General features: G+C 42.6%; 15 protein-coding genes. 5 read left to right on the forward strand and 10 right to left on the reverse strand.

Annotated elements, in window-relative coordinates; all coding sequences use genetic code 11:
• Positions 1–426 precede the first annotated feature (426 nt).
• Entirely contained in the window at positions 427–1,164 is a 738-nt protein-coding gene (locus tag H9649_RS12470) for a hypothetical protein (RefSeq protein WP_191695232.1), read from the reverse strand.
• Between the two features lie 187 nt (positions 1,165–1,351).
• Between H9649_RS12470 and H9649_RS12475 the strand changes: the two genes are divergently transcribed.
• From H9649_RS12475 to H9649_RS12490, 4 genes are all read left to right on the forward strand, one after another.
• Positions 1,352–2,020 (forward strand): BMQ_0737 family morphogenetic spore coat protein, encoded by a 669-nt coding sequence (locus tag H9649_RS12475; RefSeq protein WP_191695233.1) that lies wholly within the window; start codon positions 1,352–1,354, stop codon positions 2,018–2,020.
• Between the two features lie 85 nt (positions 2,021–2,105).
• Complete coding sequence (locus H9649_RS12480; protein WP_191695234.1) at positions 2,106–2,669, forward strand: hypothetical protein; 564 nt, start codon at positions 2,106–2,108, stop codon at positions 2,667–2,669.
• Between the two features lies 1 nt (position 2,670).
• Positions 2,671–2,982: a hypothetical protein gene (locus H9649_RS12485; RefSeq protein WP_191695235.1), complete on the forward strand. Its 312-nt coding sequence runs from the start codon at positions 2,671–2,673 to the stop codon at positions 2,980–2,982.
• Between the two features lie 17 nt (positions 2,983–2,999).
• Positions 3,000–3,548 (forward strand): hypothetical protein, encoded by a 549-nt coding sequence (locus H9649_RS12490; protein WP_191695236.1) that lies wholly within the window; start codon positions 3,000–3,002, stop codon positions 3,546–3,548.
• A 173-nt stretch (positions 3,549–3,721) separates the two neighbouring features.
• Here H9649_RS12490 and H9649_RS12495 read toward each other — a convergent pair whose 3' ends face one another.
• The 6 genes from H9649_RS12495 to H9649_RS12520 all read right to left on the reverse strand — a co-directional run bounded on the left by H9649_RS12495 (position 3,722) and on the right by H9649_RS12520 (position 9,360).
• Positions 3,722–4,756, reverse strand: a complete 1,035-nt coding sequence (locus H9649_RS12495) for a PepSY domain-containing protein (protein ID WP_191695237.1) — start codon at positions 4,754–4,756, stop codon at positions 3,722–3,724.
• Positions 4,757–4,923: 167 nt separating this feature from the next.
• On the reverse strand, positions 4,924–5,682 hold the full coding sequence (locus tag H9649_RS12500; RefSeq protein WP_191695238.1) for a PepSY domain-containing protein: 759 nt from the start codon (positions 5,680–5,682) through the stop codon (positions 4,924–4,926).
• Between the two features lie 46 nt (positions 5,683–5,728).
• Positions 5,729–7,087, reverse strand: coding sequence for a sensor histidine kinase (locus H9649_RS12505; RefSeq protein ID WP_191695239.1), 1,359 nt, complete (start codon positions 7,085–7,087; stop codon positions 5,729–5,731).
• Positions 7,077–7,778 carry a response regulator transcription factor gene (locus H9649_RS12510; RefSeq protein WP_191695240.1) on the reverse strand — a complete coding sequence of 234 codons (702 nt, stop codon included), beginning with the start codon at positions 7,776–7,778 and terminating at the stop codon, positions 7,077–7,079. The genes H9649_RS12505 and H9649_RS12510 overlap by 11 nt, the downstream gene beginning before the upstream one ends.
• Positions 7,779–7,913: 135 nt before the next feature.
• On the reverse strand, positions 7,914–8,741 hold the full coding sequence (locus tag H9649_RS12515) for an undecaprenyl-diphosphate phosphatase (protein WP_191695241.1): 828 nt from the start codon (positions 8,739–8,741) through the stop codon (positions 7,914–7,916).
• 7 nt (positions 8,742–8,748) lie between these two features.
• Positions 8,749–9,360, reverse strand: a complete 612-nt coding sequence (locus H9649_RS12520) for a DedA family protein (RefSeq protein ID WP_191695242.1) — start codon at positions 9,358–9,360, stop codon at positions 8,749–8,751.
• Positions 9,361–9,704: 344 nt separating this feature from the next.
• On the opposite strand from H9649_RS12520, the gene H9649_RS12525 reads away from it, so the two are divergent.
• Positions 9,705–11,420, forward strand: a complete 1,716-nt coding sequence (locus H9649_RS12525; RefSeq protein WP_191695243.1) for a globin-coupled sensor protein — start codon at positions 9,705–9,707, stop codon at positions 11,418–11,420.
• Positions 11,421–11,491: 71 nt separating this feature from the next.
• Here the strand turns inward: H9649_RS12525 and H9649_RS12530 are convergent, their stop codons facing one another.
• From H9649_RS12530 to H9649_RS12540, 3 genes are all read right to left on the reverse strand, one after another.
• Positions 11,492–12,775, reverse strand: coding sequence for a DUF4139 domain-containing protein (locus H9649_RS12530; protein WP_191695244.1), 1,284 nt, complete (start codon positions 12,773–12,775; stop codon positions 11,492–11,494).
• A 619-nt stretch (positions 12,776–13,394) separates the two neighbouring features.
• A complete protein-coding gene (locus H9649_RS12535; protein WP_191695245.1) occupies positions 13,395–15,017 on the reverse strand; it encodes a long-chain fatty acid--CoA ligase in 1,623 nt (540 codons plus the stop codon).
• A 90-nt stretch (positions 15,018–15,107) separates the two neighbouring features.
• Positions 15,108–16,259, reverse strand: coding sequence for an acyl-CoA dehydrogenase family protein (locus H9649_RS12540; protein ID WP_191695246.1), 1,152 nt, complete (start codon positions 16,257–16,259; stop codon positions 15,108–15,110).
• Between the last annotated feature and the right edge of the window lie 8 nt (positions 16,260–16,267).

Below are 16,267 nucleotides of genomic sequence, written 5' to 3' on the forward strand. Positions count from 1 at the left end.
AGAAAAGCTAATTGGTAGGGGGATTTTCAAATGTCTTTCGTCTATTCGGGTAAATTTTCTGCACTACTATTTGCATTCTTTCATGCGTTCGTTCAGGCGAGTATTAAACGAAGATGAATGTACTGCTACTTTTACGGTATTAGTGGAAAACATTGCCTCTCAACAGCACGGAAAGGACCTAAAAATTCAGATGACTGCTTAAATGCGCAACCTACTTCGGTTTCCCGTCCACACCGATGATTGTTCCCGCATCGCTTTCCACATCCACGGCCTTGGCCACATCCAGATCTACTATCGCTTCTTCTACCACAACAAGCCATATTGACACCCCCCTTCTTCGTTATACTATTCAACATAACGACATAAGGACGGGCTAGTAGCTATCGGTTTATTGTCTATCCTTGCAGTTCCTTTACTGACCCACTCTCATTTTTTCTTGAAAACATTCCATAGTGGAGATATGGAGTGTTTAATGTCAGTATCCTCTTTCACTTCTTCTGCTATTTTAGAAGGAGCTAATCTCGGCAATGATTCTTCTTCAATCGGCGTAACAGTTCTTTTCACTAGTTCAGTATGTCTGTTTTTTGACGACACTTCTTGAGAGTGCGATGCTTCCTGAAAATTTCTCTCTATTTCGTTTTTCGGATTGGTATTGGTTGCTTTAATTGAAGCAGAAGTTGCATGTGCAAGGGGTTCGCTGTGATTATAATCCGATAGACTTTGAGTGTTATCCACTGATTGTTGTGTTGCCATATGCTGTAATAATTGAAATGTCGGGACGTTATTATTTCTAGTAGTTGCTGTTACATCCATTTTTGTCCTTGTAGAGACATTGCGAGGTTGTTCATAGCGGCTACTTTCATAGAGCCGTTCGTTTCCCGTTCCTCTTCTACCATTCAGCTTCGTTAACACTTCATTATATTTTTCATCCAACTCATTTACACGAGTTGAAAGAAGATTAAGTCCTTCCTCAAGTAACTTCGCCATCTCCTCTAACCGCTCTGTAACCGATTCAAAATTCTGTTCAACTTTCCCCATTCTTCTTTTTATATGAATGTCTGCAGTTGCATTTACAGCCTTCAATGAAGATAGCGCTTTTTGATACCGTTCAATTTTTTTATTCAATTGCTCTATTTTCTGATCTTTGCTATCTGAATTCTCCATGAGGTCCCCTCTTTCGTTCATATATAGTCATTTCTATCTTATTAATGAGAACACTAACCTGTTCCAGACGGAAACCTTTACAGATAGAAACATTTACACTCACTCCTTTTCTTTGCCTATTCAACGCGTAATTACGTACATATGATACGAATGCAAGGCTAATTAAAATACGGAGGTGACAATATAAATGAAAGAGAAAGTACGTCCTGAGCAGGAAATGATTTGTATTAATGTCGATAAGGTATACGACTGGGTATTGAAAGAGAACAGTTTCGACTTCACACCTCAAAACCCGATTGTATTTCCAACAGTCATGGGGACAATTCCTCAAACAGAGTTAGATCGAGCAATTATCACTTGTGAAGTGAGTCCGGCTCCATTAGCTGAAGATCCTGTCGTAATATTAAATCGAATGAATCGGGAGTTTTTGATTGATGGCAGACGTGTTTGCCTGCAACAATTGACAATTCGCAAAAAGTTCAAGTTGGTCATCGTTATTACTTTGCCAAACTGCATGGTATATCGCAGTAATCCAATTGACGTCGCAAGATCCGAGCAAGTCATTCTTTGTGCGCCTGAGGATACTGAAGTGACTGTAACGTATACTGATTTGAGCTGTTTCGTCAGCTCCACAGGTACAATTACGCCAACTGGTGCAGGAAGCCCGACTCCTGTAACGGGTTTCACATTCTCGAATCTCGTAGTCACAATCAGAACATGCCAAAGCATTCAATCTACATTCCCTGTTACAGTTGAGTTCTTGGCTGACTTCTGTCAACCACGTGCTGAATTGGCAATTGGATCATGCCCACTGCCATCTAGACCAGCACAATGCCCATCCATTTACCCAGAATAATAACCGTCATAAATGTACAAGTAGGCACATACGATAAAGAGAGGGATTCTGCCCTCTCTTTATTTTTCGTTAGGAGGATTATTAAATGAACAAAACGACGGTAGACATAGAGAGCAAGCTGAGGGAATTGCAAGCAACTACCCATGCGTATGTGAATGAATTGAAAGAAACACTTGCGAGCCGAGCAAATCTTCCTCACTGCCTCAGCTACTTTACGTATGCGCTACAACTTTCACACGATGCGGAAGCTGAAAGTTTTTGTCTCGGATCTCTTCATATACTTAACAACGGAAATCAAGCAATTACGAATCCCTACGTGCATCTTGTCTTATCAGAAAATGCTCCCTTCTCGCTTAACGGCAAGTTTGTGAGCAGTGCATCCGCATTGTCCTCTCAATTTACAAATGGCTGGGAACGTACAAATGCACGCGAAGACCTGCTTGAATATCACTTAAAGCCTATCGGAAAGTCATCTATACAACCTGGTGAAACGCTGTCATTTTCAAATTTCCAACTAACATGGACGCCTGCAACATTCTATGCAGGAAGCGTGACAAGCACTTTTTTCAGTGACCAGCATCCCGACGGTTTACATGCACTTAACTCGATAAACATCAATGGATCAATGACTCAAAGGGGGGGACTGTAATTTGGATACTCATTCTACGCAAGAGGCATTACATAAAATTATTGCCGATTTCACAAAGGATTTAATGACAACAGCAACTTCGGATAACACGGCGGAGGATTCTTCCAAAAGCTATATGTACTTGGATTCAAAAACGATAAACTTGCTGCTCCTGTATGTCCTCATGAACAAAGAACTTCAATTGACACGGTTGACAAAACGGAATATACCGATAGATAACGTGAAAGAATTAGGGGACGAAATTGACAAAATGATAGTGGAGAATAAAAGGATTTTTGAAGAACTGCTTAACGAATTGAAGACGAACTTTTGAAGAATGGAGGAGGCTCGTTGAATCATGTGGATCTTAAAAGTGAGGATCCAATGCACTTAAAGAAGACAATCATTTATTTACGTGCGGAGTTGAATAAATACCGGACAACAAATTCCAAGCAAGATACTGAATTGGTACACATGCTACAAACTGAAAATAAGCAATTACACCACAACTTCCTCCAATTACTATATGCTTATAAAAAAAGCGAAAAGCGTTTACGTATTTACGAGAAGCGTATCGCTAATTTGCAAAAGCAAAATAAAAACTTAGTACTAGTAAACGACCAATTCCATTCTACTATTCTTGCGTTTCAATCGGATATCCAAAAGCTAATTGAAGTTGTAAGTGCAAATGCGTATATACAGCAAGAACTTCAGAAATTGGCAGCTGAATTAGATGCACAAGTGGCTGTTAACCGGACGCAACAACAACTGATTGCCATTTTGGAATCCTATGTGGAACGGTTAGTTAAGGAACCTGACGTGTTGCAAACTGAAACCATTTTAGAACAAATCATTGCATTGACCGAGGGATATGCGAAGAAACATAACGAATCAGAATAAGGATGGTGTAATTCATATAAAACAAACGGACAGTATGGCAGCTGTCCGCTTGTTTCAAGGTACAGACAGTATGGCTGCTGTCCGTTTATATTCAACACAGTCAGTATGGCTGCTGACCGGCGTTGTTCCATCTTTAGTGTGAAGTACTGTTGCGTTATAGGTTGACCGTTTAGTTAATCGTCACGTTCTAATGACAAAACTTTACCTGTATATGCGTCGATTTCCAACTCATACTCGACATCGCCGTCTTCCATTTCAATTTCATAAACACCGTCATCCAACTCGAAGTCTGTGACAACACCGCTTGCATGTTGTTTTGCAATCGCAATGACCTGATCTTTCGTCAATTTTACACGCTGCTGTTCAGTTTTTTTCGCAGCTTTCTTTTCAGCTTTTTCTGTTTCAGATGTTGCAACCGATAATGATGGATTATTCTCTTTTTGCTTCTTCACTTCCGCTTTTACCGGCTGATCTACAGCCAATTTGTAATAGCGTTCTTTATCAAATTCTAAAACCTCGCCTGTAACAGCATCTAATTCAACTTCGTATTTATATTCATCATCCATCAACTTAACCTCATAAATCATGCGACCGTTGTCTTTCTCAAGCTCAATTCCTTTTACAGTACCTTTCGCTTTCGTTTGCGCGATTGAAACTGCTTTTTCCTGTGACATTACTTCGCCTTTTTGAACGACTGTTGAATCGTTCAAGTTTTCTTTACTGAACTTGATGATCTCACCTGTAATAGCATTTACAATCACTTCGTATTCGAACTTGTCGTCTTCCAGTTCGATATCATAATAAAATCGCTTATCGTCATTATCCAACTCAATATCCGTTACCACAGCGTTCACTTTACCTTTTGCAATAGCAACTGCCTGTTCTTCTGTAATCATCTTGTCAGTCCATTTTGTTTCGGTAGATTTCCCGACAACGATCACTTCACGTGATATGGCGTCCACTTTCAGCTCGTACTCGATACCTTTCGCAATTGCATCCACTTCATAATAATAAGCAGATCCTTTACGTTCCAGTTCGATTTCAGTTACGACACCGCCAACTTTTTTAGCAGCCAGCTCCTTCGCTTCTTTTAATGAAATAACTTGTTTTGATGAAACTTGACTTGAAGGTACCGAATCACTTGCCATCGCGACACCTCCGATAGCAACAACGCCTGCCATCGCAGGAATCAACATCCATTTGTTCATGCATGCTCTCCTCCATTTCCTTGTTAACTATATAGTACCCAACGAATATGAGAGGACATTGAGAGGAATATTAGAATATGATGAGAATTGTCTTAAGCTTTCTCAGAATGAAAAAGGAGCCCATGGTTGAATGTGAGGTGGGCTCCTTGTAACAATGCTTTATTCAATTAATCATCCCACGTAACGGTCATCACTTTCCCTGATATTGCGTGGATCTGGTATGTCACTTCATCCAGATCGTCATCTGTATCAATATCGATCTGCACTAAGTAATAACCACCGTCTTTGGACTCTTCAAAATCGACATCATCGACTTCACCAATCATACCCACAGGCAATTGACCCATTGCGATTTTCGCAGCCTGATTTTCAGATATGAGCACTGTTTTAACTGGTGCTTTGGCAGGCTTGTTGGATGGCTTTGGCTGTGGATTATTGTGCGGTTTCGTTTGAGCAGGTGTTTTTCCCACATTAGGTTTCTCATTCTCCGTCTTGTTTACAACAGGTTTTGTTTCCTTTACCGGTTCTTTAGCTGGAGGTGTAACCTTTTCGGGCTCTTGTTCTTCAGGCTCCTCCACTGCTCCCAAATCCGGTTCCTGTGTTACTTCTAATTCTTTATCATCGAGGACAACATCAGGTTTCATTGACTCTTTCGTCTGCATTAAGGAAAGTACTCTCCCGGACCTCGCATCGACTTCAACTGCATATTCAGAGCCTGCTTTTACAACTTTTGCTTTGTAAATGGAATCGTCCAGTACAAGTTCTTTAACTTGACCATTATATATTGTTGATAGTTGAGCATGGATATCATCCATAGACAGCGTTTCAGCTTTCGTCAGCTTCCCTGTTGTATATAATTGACCGCCCACTAAAATGATGAACGTCAAAACAATCGGTATGAACCAAGGTTTTCTCCATATTTTCATACAAAAAACCCTCCTTTTCATCATCTTACCGAAGCAACATTAAAATTCACTGAGAATCTTCCCTTTTTTTCGGAATGAATACCCGTATGACTGTCCCCATGCCGACAACACTTTCAATCGTCAACTTCGCACCGAGTCTTTCCGCAATTTCTTTAGCAATTGATAGGCCAAGCCCCGTACCACCTGTCTTGCGACTCCGATCCGATTCAACCCGATAAAATCGATCAAAAATCTGTGGTAAATTCTCCTGAGGTATCCCTTTACCGTAATCCTTCACAGTGATTTCCGTTCCCTGTTCGCGATTTTCAATAGCCGCTATAATTTCACGATCACTATATTTCCGCGCGTTATCAAGTAGTATGAACAACAGCTGTTTGACGAATTTTTCATCAGTCTCTACGAACGAAACATCTTCTGCTTCAATGAATATCTCCCTGCCATACACTTTCCGTAATGGTTTTATAACATCTTCTACAAGCTGGTTGATATTCACTTCTTTGAATTCAAACGATTGTGCTTCGCTACTTTTTGCTAGGTCAAGCATTTGCGTAATCATTTCTTTCATCCGGCCTGTTTCTGAAATGATGGCTGTCAATGCTTCTTCCACAACTTCGGGGTTATCCGTTCCACGTCTTGCTAATAATCGCGAATAACTTTCGATGACGGTCAATGGCGTTTTTAATTCATGGGAAGCGTTTGAAACGAACTGTTCTTGTTTCATATAGTTGCTTTCCAGCTGCTCCATCATGTCATTGAATGTGCGTTCCATTTGGGCAAGTTCATCTTTTCCATTGATATTTCCTGTCATTTTTTCAAAGGTACCTGATTGTCTACTCGCATCCATCGCTTTAATTAGTTTTTCAATCGGTTGTGTGACAATTTTCCCGAGTGTCATACTCGACAACATTATAAGAATCACCCCGAATGCCGTGACCGCAATGAGCACATATTTGAGCATTCGCAAGTTTTCTGCGACATCGGTTAATAACTGTGTCACTTCCATTGATACAACTTCACCTGTCGGCCAAATGATCGGGGAAGACACGGATAATGCTTCAATCCCTTTAAAATCCCTAAGGACAAATGGATCGTCTGAGTCGATGTTATCTCCGATTTTACCAAGTCCGTCAACAGATTGGACGTTGATGAGCGGTTTCCCTTCTTGATTGACAACCGAAACCGCACTATTCGCGGGAATGGTAGCTCGCAAAACAATTCCCGCATCCTCTTCAGTCTGCATCTGGCTTAGTGCCGACGTCACTTCCTTAGAGCGACTGAGCAACTGGTGGTATTCCGTATTATGCGAAATCCGTTCAAATAGAAAGTAAATCATGACGTTCGCCATAATAAGTATGATGAACATCAATAACGTCGAAAAGAGATGTATTTTATTTTTAAGTTTCATGTGCCGGTTCCTTTAAAGCATAGCCAACGCCACGCACTGTTTGTATCAATGAAAGGCCATCATACTGATCGAGTTTTTTGCGGACATAACGGATATACACATCGACGACATTCGTATCGCCGTAATAATCATATCCCCATACAGCATCGAGTAACTGTTCACGGGACAGCACCTGATTCGGATGTTTAATCAGATGGAGAAGCAAGTCATATTCTCGTGGAGTCAATTCGATCGCTTCTCCGTGACACTTCACTTCCCGCGATTGTTCATGGATGGATAACCCAGCAAATTCATGAAAAAACTCATCTTTGACGACTGTTTTCTTTGTAGAAGTCCGGATAGCCGAACGGATTCGTGCAAGCAACTCATCTATTTCAAATGGTTTCGTCACATAATCATTTGCACCAAGGTCAAGACCGGCCACTTTATCATCCACATCACTTTTCGCAGTCAATAAAATGACGGGCGTCTCTCCTCCTGTTGCACGAATCCGTTTTAACACGTCCAATCCATTCATGCCTGGAAGCATTAAGTCCAACAGGACAAGTTCCCACTCCTGTTCGCGGAATTTTATAAGTCCATCAGTTCCTGTAAAAGCAGTACCGACTTCATATCCTTCAAATTCAAGCTCTAATTGAAGGACTCGCGCAATGCTCTCTTCATCTTCAATTACTAATATTTGCTCTTTCAATTCAATCACCCGCCAGTTTTTTCTTTCATTCTATCAGAAGATTGCTGGAGAGAGAATATTTTGGATGGTTCGAAGTATTGAGGTGCAATTCGACAATGAAAAACGACCCTTCAGTTGAAGAGTCGGATGTTTTCATTATAAAAATACGATGGCTGCCAAAATGACTGCTAGAATAATACGATAAATCGCAAATGGAACGAGCTTCACTTTGGAAATCAGCTTTAAGAAGAATCTGATGGAAATGAGCGAGAACACGAATGCGCTGAAGAAACCAACAACATAGAACCAAATATGGTCCATCGACATGTATTCCCAGTTCTTCATGACGGATACAAGACTCGCGCCCATCATGATTGGCACCGCCATAATGAATGTGAAGTCCGCCGCTGTCCGGTGATTCATGCCAAATAGCACACCCCCCGATATTGTCGCGCCTGAACGTGAAAAACCTGGCCATAACGATAGACATTGCACGAGTCCTACCGTAAATGCCTGACGATAGGAAATCTCATCAAGCGTTTGTACTTTCGGTTTTTTCGGTCCAAATTTATCCGCAATAATCATGAGGATTGCACCAGCGACTAGAGCCACGATAACAGTTTTTATACCAAATAGATAATCATCAATGAGATCTTTGAACGCAAATCCAAGAATGACCGCGGGAAGCATACCTACGATGACATGCATCAAGTTAAAACGATTGTTCATTTTCTTACCGTCGATCTTATACAGACCGACTAGACTGAAAAGTCGTTTCCAGAATACGACGACAACGGCCAATATCGATCCTAACTGGATGACAATCTTAAAAGTGATAGCCGGGTATTTCCCTAAAAACTCTTCCGTCTTCAGCCACATATCATCGACAATAATGAGGTGACCAGTTGAAGAAACCGGTGCAAACTCTGTCATCCCTTCCACAAAACCAAGGATCAATGCTTTTAACAAATCAAATAATTCCATAATTCCCTTAAGCCCTCTTTCTACGGAAACGGTAATAACCTACTACTAACGCACTACCGCAAATTGCGATTGCGATATAAACGATCGTAGAATAGATATCCATATACCAAATAATCGATTCCCAATTTTCTCCGACCGCAAACCCTATTGTAACAAGAATCGTATTCCAAATGAAGCTTCCAAGTGTTGTAAGTACAATAAACAGCAAAAAATTCATACGCGCCATACCTGCCGGAACTGAAATGAGACTTCGAACTAACGGGATTAGACGACAAAAAAACACAGTCCATGGCCCGTACTTTTCAAACCAGCGCTCCGCTCTGTACAAATCTTTTTTTGTAATACGCAGCAAGCGACCCCGTTTTTCAATTAAACGTTCAAGCTTCTCAACATCTACTGCCAGTCCGATACTGTATAGAATCATAGCACCGATAACCGATCCGACAGTTGCAGCAATGATGACACCTGTACGCGTCATTGGGGAAAAAGTCGTCACAAATCCACTGAATGTCAATATCACTTCAGAAGGAATCGGCGGAAACACATTTTCCACAAGCAGTAATAAACAGACTCCAAAATAGCCATGCTCTCCAATAAACTCCATTATCCAATTTTCCACGTAATGCTCCTTTTTTGCTTCATCAACAGGACGACTTTTGTTGCTTGGTGGTTGCAAACTGCTATGTAGGATTGTACGTACAAATTACGAGTTATATGAATAAAAGTTCGGTGGATAACTTCATTAATTCATAGTTATGCACGGATTGATGTGGGTAAGTGTGTAGATATGTTTATAATTTCTGAAAAATAGATGTTTTTTATCCACATGTTAGTAAGTAACGCTTATTATGCGAAAGGTCATGTAAGCAATGGCATATTTATTTCTTTTGACTATTCATCTTCATTTATACTGTCTGGTACGTTATACTTATTTCGACTAGATTCATTTGGGGGAATATATGCATGAAACTTATAAAACCAAGAGTGACTATAAGTCCTTTTGAATATGGAACGGATATCGAAGTGATAGGCCGTTTAAGAGAAACATTGGCTTATCACAATATTAATCAGAACGATATTAATCATTTAAGAAAAGCGCATCATCTTCTACAATCCATACACCCATCCATTGAAGAGACTTTCTACCAAAACCTGTTAGCAATTACTCCTGTTGGCGCGCAGCCAATTGAACGAGCAATCATCGAAAACTATTTGCACCTCTTTTTTGACGAGCCAAGAGGAGAAAATTATTTTAGAAAGACGTCCGAGTTTTTCTCCTTGCTTCGTTCAAAACATTTTGAAGCGGGCAAAACGACAGCGTTTTTCAATAAATTCATCTTCTACATAACAGCACAACTCATGAAGCTAGAAGGCTCTAAAATGTCGAAGTCCTTCGACATGGTCCAGTCACTTCAATCCGCAGGCAATTTCGATCAACAACTACTGACAGAAGTGATGAGCGAAAAAACGATGGAGCAAGTTATTACAGAGATCTCTTCATTAATTGATTCGAACGCGAAAATTATGTATATGAAGGATTTGATCTATAGTTTGGACAGACAATCCGAGGAAATCCATACAACATCAGCAGCAACCGAAGAAATTACAGCTGCCATTATCGAAGTATCCCGGTCTTCATCCCGGATAACCGAGAAAACGACGGATTCCGTCAAATATGCCGCCCACAGCAAACAGACTATTGAACAGGCACTTGAGGAGATTTTCAAAACCGAAGAACGGTTCAAGTCCATCGTCCAGACGTTTTCTTCTTTACAACAGCGGGTCGATGCAATTGAAAATGTTGCCGGACTCATTAACGATATCGCCGCTCAGACGAATCTGTTGGCATTGAACGCTTCCATTGAAGCTGCCAGGGCTGGTGAGCATGGTAAAGGATTTTCTGTCGTTGCGCAAGAGGTGCGGAAATTAGCCGAAAACACGGTTGCTGCGCTCAGCGATATTTCGGACAATGTCCATCACTTAAAGAGTTATTCAAACGATGTATCCACATCCATCGAAGAAACGACTATCATTCTTAAAAAAGCTACGTCCGAAGCGCAAACTTCTCTTCCGTTGATCACTGCCATCGTGAAAGAAATGGAAGATATCAACACGGATATAGCAAATACCGCTGAGATTTCAAAACAGCAGGCGGTTGCTATCGATAAGGTTGCAAACCGGATGGTCGGTATTACCGATTTACAAAATAACATTAGATCCCTTGGAGAAAACACGTCTTCATCCATTTATGAATTAAGCCGTGAAATCGACCGTTTTAGATTGAGTATCGTAAAAGACAGCAATGTTCAGCTATCTTCTATCGCACTTTTGCAATTGTCCAAAGCGGACCATATATTATGGAAGTGGAAAATATACAATATGTTTCTTGGGTTGGAAGAAGTATTTCCTGGTGATGTCGCGGCTCATACGGAATGTCGTCTCGGAAAATGGTACTTTGATCCGAAGACAGTGGAACGTTTGGGTCACTTGCGGGAATTCAAAGAATTGGATAAGCACCATGAAACAGTTCACATCTATGCCAAGAAAGCGGCTGAACATTATCAGAGCGGTTCTGTAAGACTAGCGGAAGAGGATCTTCATCAGATTGAAAAGGCTTCTGCAGAAGTGCTTTCCTTGCTGAATTCATTGATAGGGTTTTTGAATAAGGAAGGTCAGTGATTTTTACGTAATAATCCCATCGAACGGTAAATAACCAGTCGATGGGATTGTTTTGTTTTAGTGGAGAGTGCTTAAAAGCCAATGGTTCTTCTCGTAGAGCGGTCATGGCGTATTGTGAATTTAACAGTCTCTTCTTGATTGACAGGTACTTTTATCGGCAAGAGAATCTTATCTCGTTTTTTTTGCCATTCATGTGTCGATTCGTCAACTGTCCATAAACGGCCCGGAACTTTCTGCCGGATGACCGCTTCAACAGGCTCGCCTTTCGTGTTACAGATTGCATACTCATATTCGGTATATTCGTAACCGCCCTCTTTGTATTTACCCGACTTTTTCGTCGTCACTTTAATATCGCACGCCTCACCCGATTTCAAGCGGACTTTCTCACCTACTTCAGTATGATTAATACGATATTCACCGATGAATTCAGCGCTACCATCATTCGGGTTCGTTCTGTACATATTAAAAACACCTGCTGGTAGCGGAATACCGAGACCATTTTCCACTGAATTGTCGAATTCAATATAAATGTCCGGATTGGCGGTCTGTTCATTAATTTCATAAATCATTTGCGCTTTCGACCCCATTGATGACAACAAGCGAAACTGCTTCTGCTGCTTGTCTTCTAACGTAATCGACCGCGGAAATGTATAGGTGTGGAAATCAGAAAAAGTATCCGTTTCCGATTTCTCAATTTGAGCAAGTTCTTTACTCTTTTCAGCATTTTCATTCCCTGCTTTGCTTAACTTTCCGGCAATCAATCGTAGGTTTGCCTCTTCAAAAGAAACACCGGAATAATTACTCATCGCAAGCCATCCCGACAAGTCAAAACGGTCTCCATGCATGGAAATGACATAGTCCGCCTGCCAAGAAACACCGCCCGTCAAATACGAAACACATACTTGCTCATTCATCTGCTCCGCAACTTGCCAGACAAGTGTAGGTTCAACGTGGAAACCTTTTTCTGTTTCCGGGAACCTCAGCTCACCTCTCGGATTCATGATCAATTCCTTCGTCGCCATATCTTGCAAAACAAGCGGACCATTCGCACGCAACAGCATATACGGCTTGCTCTCTTTCGTATAAGCATCATACATCATCAGTTGCTTACCCAAGTACTTCTCATACAGTTTCAATTCATCCATCAAGTCATATTCATAAACAAACTCCGCCACATCCATCCCCTCGATAATGACGGAATCCGTATCCAACTTCCTCGCCACTCCGAGGAAGTGAATTTCCTCATGTTGCTGTAATTGCGGCACAGACCGAGTATCTTTCACTAACGCAAACCCATCTTTATATACAGTTAGAGAACAAGATGTCATTTGAGATTTGGTAATTCGAGTTGCCATCTTATAAACCTCCCAATAGTTTTCTGGCTACCTCTACACTTTCCATTTAAGGTATGTATATACGCTATTCCCTTTTCAATTGAAAATAAAGCTAGCGAGCTGGGGAAATTTTTAGTGAGCGGTGACGATACCACCGACTCGCCATTTTCAGCGCTCTTAATTGACCGTTGGTAGCCGTTTTATGCTCTAACGGGCATTTAAAACACTCTTAATTGACCGTTGACAGCCGTTTTACGCTCGAACAGGCATTTAAAACACTCTTATTTGACCATCGACAGCCGTTTTATGCTCTAACGGGCATTTAAAACACTCTTAAGTGACCGTTGACAGCCGTTTTACGCTCGAACGGGCATTTAAAACACTCTTATTTGACCATCGACAGCCGTTTTATGCTCGAACGGGCATTTAAGACGCTCCTATGTGACCGTTGAAAGCTTTCTTTCACTCAAACGGGCACATACAACACTTCTATGTGACCGTCGGCTGCCGTTTTTCACTCCAACAGGCACATACAACGCTTCTATGTGACCGTCGGCTGCCGTTTTCCACTCCAACGGGCACATACAGCGAAAGACACCAAAAAGCCACCCGCACGCTAACATCACGGGTGGCCCACCTATTACACGTTCAAAACATGCCCTTTCAACTGTTCACGTAACGCAGTCTTCAAAAACTTTCCGACAGACGTCTTCGGAAGTTCTTCCATGAACACGATATCTTCCGGAACCCACCATTTGGCAAATTGCCCTTCCATATACGAAAGCAATTGCTGCTTCATCGCATCATCTGCGGTTTTGCCATCCTTCAACACGACGCATGCAAGCGGTCGCTCCTGCCACTTTTCATGCGGTACGGCGATGACCGCCGCTTCAAAGACATCTTCATGCGTCATTAATGCATTCTCCAAGTCGACAGAGGAAATCCATTCGCCGCCGCTCTTGATCAAATCTTTCGTCCGGTCCATCAGTTTCAAGTAGCCGAATTCAGTCATGACCGCAATATCCCCGGTGTAGAGCCAACCGTCTTTAAACGCTTCTGCGGTTCGTTCATCTTTGTAATACTCACTCGCAATCCATGGTCCCCGCACGACCAATTCGCCCATCGTTTTGCCATCCCACGGCACTTCACCGTCTTCATTGACAATTTTCACTTCAAGCCCCGGCATGACAAGCCCTTGTAATGCGCGGATATCAATGCGGTCATCCATCGATAAATCTTCCATGCCTGATGTGTACACCGACAAACTGACAAGCGGTGACGTTTCAGTCATTCCGTACCCGACAATGAACGGGATACCCAGCTTTTCCTCGAATGCGCGAATCAGTCCTTTCGGGGAAGCCGATCCGCCGCAGACGATGGCGCGCAATGAGGATAGATCACGTGCCTGCTGCTCCTGCACTTTCAATACAGCGAGCCAGATTGTCGGCACCCCTGCCGTGATCGTCACTTTTTCCTGTTCAATCAAGTCCAGCAACAATGCAGGATTCAATCCGGGCCCAGGCAATACTTGCGTCGATCCGAAAAATACCGATGCGAACGGTATGCCCCAAGCATTTACGTGGAACATCGGCACGACAGGCATGATGACATCATTTTCGCGCAAGCCCATTGCATCCGCCAGCCCCAATGCATAACTATGCAATACAATGCCGCGATGTGTGTACACGACACCTTTCGGATTGCCCGTCGTCGCGGACGTATAGCACATACCTGCCGGCGTGTTTTCATCCAAATCTTCCGGATACTCGAAGTCATCAGACGCAGAATCAAGCAGCGCTTCGTAGGAGTGTACATTTTCAAGAGCAATTTCCGGCACTTCTCTGCTGTCCCCCATAACAATGAAATGCTTCACCGTTTTCAGTAACGGCGCTAACTTCTGAAAATGTGGAAATAAATTATCATCCACAAGCATAATTTCATCTTCCGCGTGATTGATGACGTACGCAATATGCTCAGGCGACAAGCGGATATTCACCATATGAAGAATTGCTCCTGTACTCGGTACGCCAAAATACGCTTCCAGGTGACGATGGTGGTTCCAGCCGAACGTTCCGACTTTCGTTCCGTGTTTCATCCCGAGCTTCGTCAGTGCATCAGACAATTTCCGCGTCCGTTTTGCAAATTCACGATACGTAATACGATGGATCGTATCTTCCCCAGTACGTGAAATGATCAGCTTGTCCGGGAAGAACTGCTCTGCTCTTTTAATGAATGAAGACAATAGTAACGGTGTTTGCATCATAACGAACAATCCCCTTTTCCGATTCTATTTTGTCCAACTTGTACAACCATTCGCTTTGCATACTATGTCTTTCACGCAGTACATATGCCGTCAGCCGAGGCCCATGTTTTTAGCGATAATCATCTTCATGATCTCATTCGTGCCGGCATAGATCGAAGCGACCGGAATATCACGGTACCTGCGCGCAATCTTATATTCCTCCATATAACCGTAGCCGCCATGCAGCTGCATACAATCCGCAGAGATTTCACGCGCTGTATCTGTAATCCAATACTTCGCCATCGATACTTTCGTCACAACATCTTCGCCTGCCAGATGATCTTCGATGAGCGATTCAAGGAACGTTTTGCCTAGCTCAACTTTCGTTGCGATTTCCGCCAGTTTGAACTGCGTATGTTGGAATGAACCAATCGGCTTTCCGAATGCCTCACGTGATTTTACATAATCGAGCGTCATTGCCAGCATATCCTCTGAAGCGGTCTGCGCCGCCAGTGCAACAACGAGCCGCTCCTGCTGAAGCTTCTCCATGAGATAGCTGAAACCTTTTCCTTCCACACCAATCAAATTCGCAGCAGGTACACGACACTCTTCGAAATACAATTCGGCGGTATCTTGCGAATGCATCCCGACCTTATTGAGCTGTCTACCTTTCGTGAATCCAAGTGTCCCTTCTTCCACCATAAGCAGACTAATGCCTCGATGCTTCGGTTCTGCATTCGGATCCGTCTTTACAACTACGAGAAACAGATTGCCGTTCACACCGTTTGTAATGAAGGTCTTCTGTCCGTTGACGACATAGTAGTCCCCGTCTTTTATCGCCGTCGTCTTGATATTCGCAAGATCCGAACCCGTTCCCGGCTCTGTCATCGCGACGCCCGTAATGATATCCCCCGTCATGCAATCCGGCAACCAGCGCTTTTTCTGTTCTACATTTCCGAATGATTCGATATAGGGAACCACAATGTCATTATGCAGACCGACACCTGTCAACCCTGCACCGACGCGCTCCATCTCCTCGCCGATGATGACGCCATAGCTGAAATCCAGTCCGAGTCCTCCGTACGCTTCATCCACTTGTGGACAGAGGAAGCCCATTTCGCCAAGCTTCTTCCAGAAACTGATCGGTATAAGCTTGTTCTTTTCCCATTCGTCGTAATGCGGAATAGCTTCCTTCGCGAGAAACTTCCGGAGTGTCTCCCGGAACAGGACATGCTCATCCGTTTCAAAACGATAGCGTGCCATACCATCCA

Origin of the sequence: Sporosarcina quadrami (assembly GCF_014836615.1) — a bacterium.
GTDB lineage: Bacteria > Bacillota > Bacilli > Bacillales_A > Planococcaceae > Sporosarcina > Sporosarcina quadrami.

What these genes read in the sequence shown, in the direction of transcription:
- H9649_RS12470 (WP_191695232.1), bottom strand. Translation starts at nt 1,164, where the DNA reads ATGGAGAATTCAGATAGCAAAGATCAGAAAATAGAGCAATTGAATAAA.
- H9649_RS12475 (WP_191695233.1), top strand. Translation starts at nt 1,352, where the DNA reads ATGAAAGAGAAAGTACGTCCTGAGCAGGAAATGATTTGTATTAATGTC.
- H9649_RS12480 (WP_191695234.1), top strand. Translation starts at nt 2,106, where the DNA reads ATGAACAAAACGACGGTAGACATAGAGAGCAAGCTGAGGGAATTGCAA.
- H9649_RS12495 (WP_191695237.1), bottom strand. Translation starts at nt 4,756, where the DNA reads ATGAACAAATGGATGTTGATTCCTGCGATGGCAGGCGTTGTTGCTATC.
- H9649_RS12500 (WP_191695238.1), bottom strand. Translation starts at nt 5,682, where the DNA reads ATGAAAATATGGAGAAAACCTTGGTTCATACCGATTGTTTTGACGTTC.
- H9649_RS12505 (WP_191695239.1), bottom strand. Translation starts at nt 7,087, where the DNA reads ATGAAACTTAAAAATAAAATACATCTCTTTTCGACGTTATTGATGTTC.
- H9649_RS12515 (WP_191695241.1), bottom strand. Translation starts at nt 8,741, where the DNA reads ATGGAATTATTTGATTTGTTAAAAGCATTGATCCTTGGTTTTGTGGAA.
- H9649_RS12525 (WP_191695243.1), top strand. Translation starts at nt 9,705, where the DNA reads ATGAAACTTATAAAACCAAGAGTGACTATAAGTCCTTTTGAATATGGA.
- H9649_RS12530 (WP_191695244.1), bottom strand. Translation starts at nt 12,775, where the DNA reads ATGGCAACTCGAATTACCAAATCTCAAATGACATCTTGTTCTCTAACT.
- H9649_RS12535 (WP_191695245.1), bottom strand. Translation starts at nt 15,017, where the DNA reads ATGATGCAAACACCGTTACTATTGTCTTCATTCATTAAAAGAGCAGAG.
- H9649_RS12540 (WP_191695246.1), bottom strand. Translation starts at nt 16,259, where the DNA reads ATGGCACGCTATCGTTTTGAAACGGATGAGCATGTCCTGTTCCGGGAG.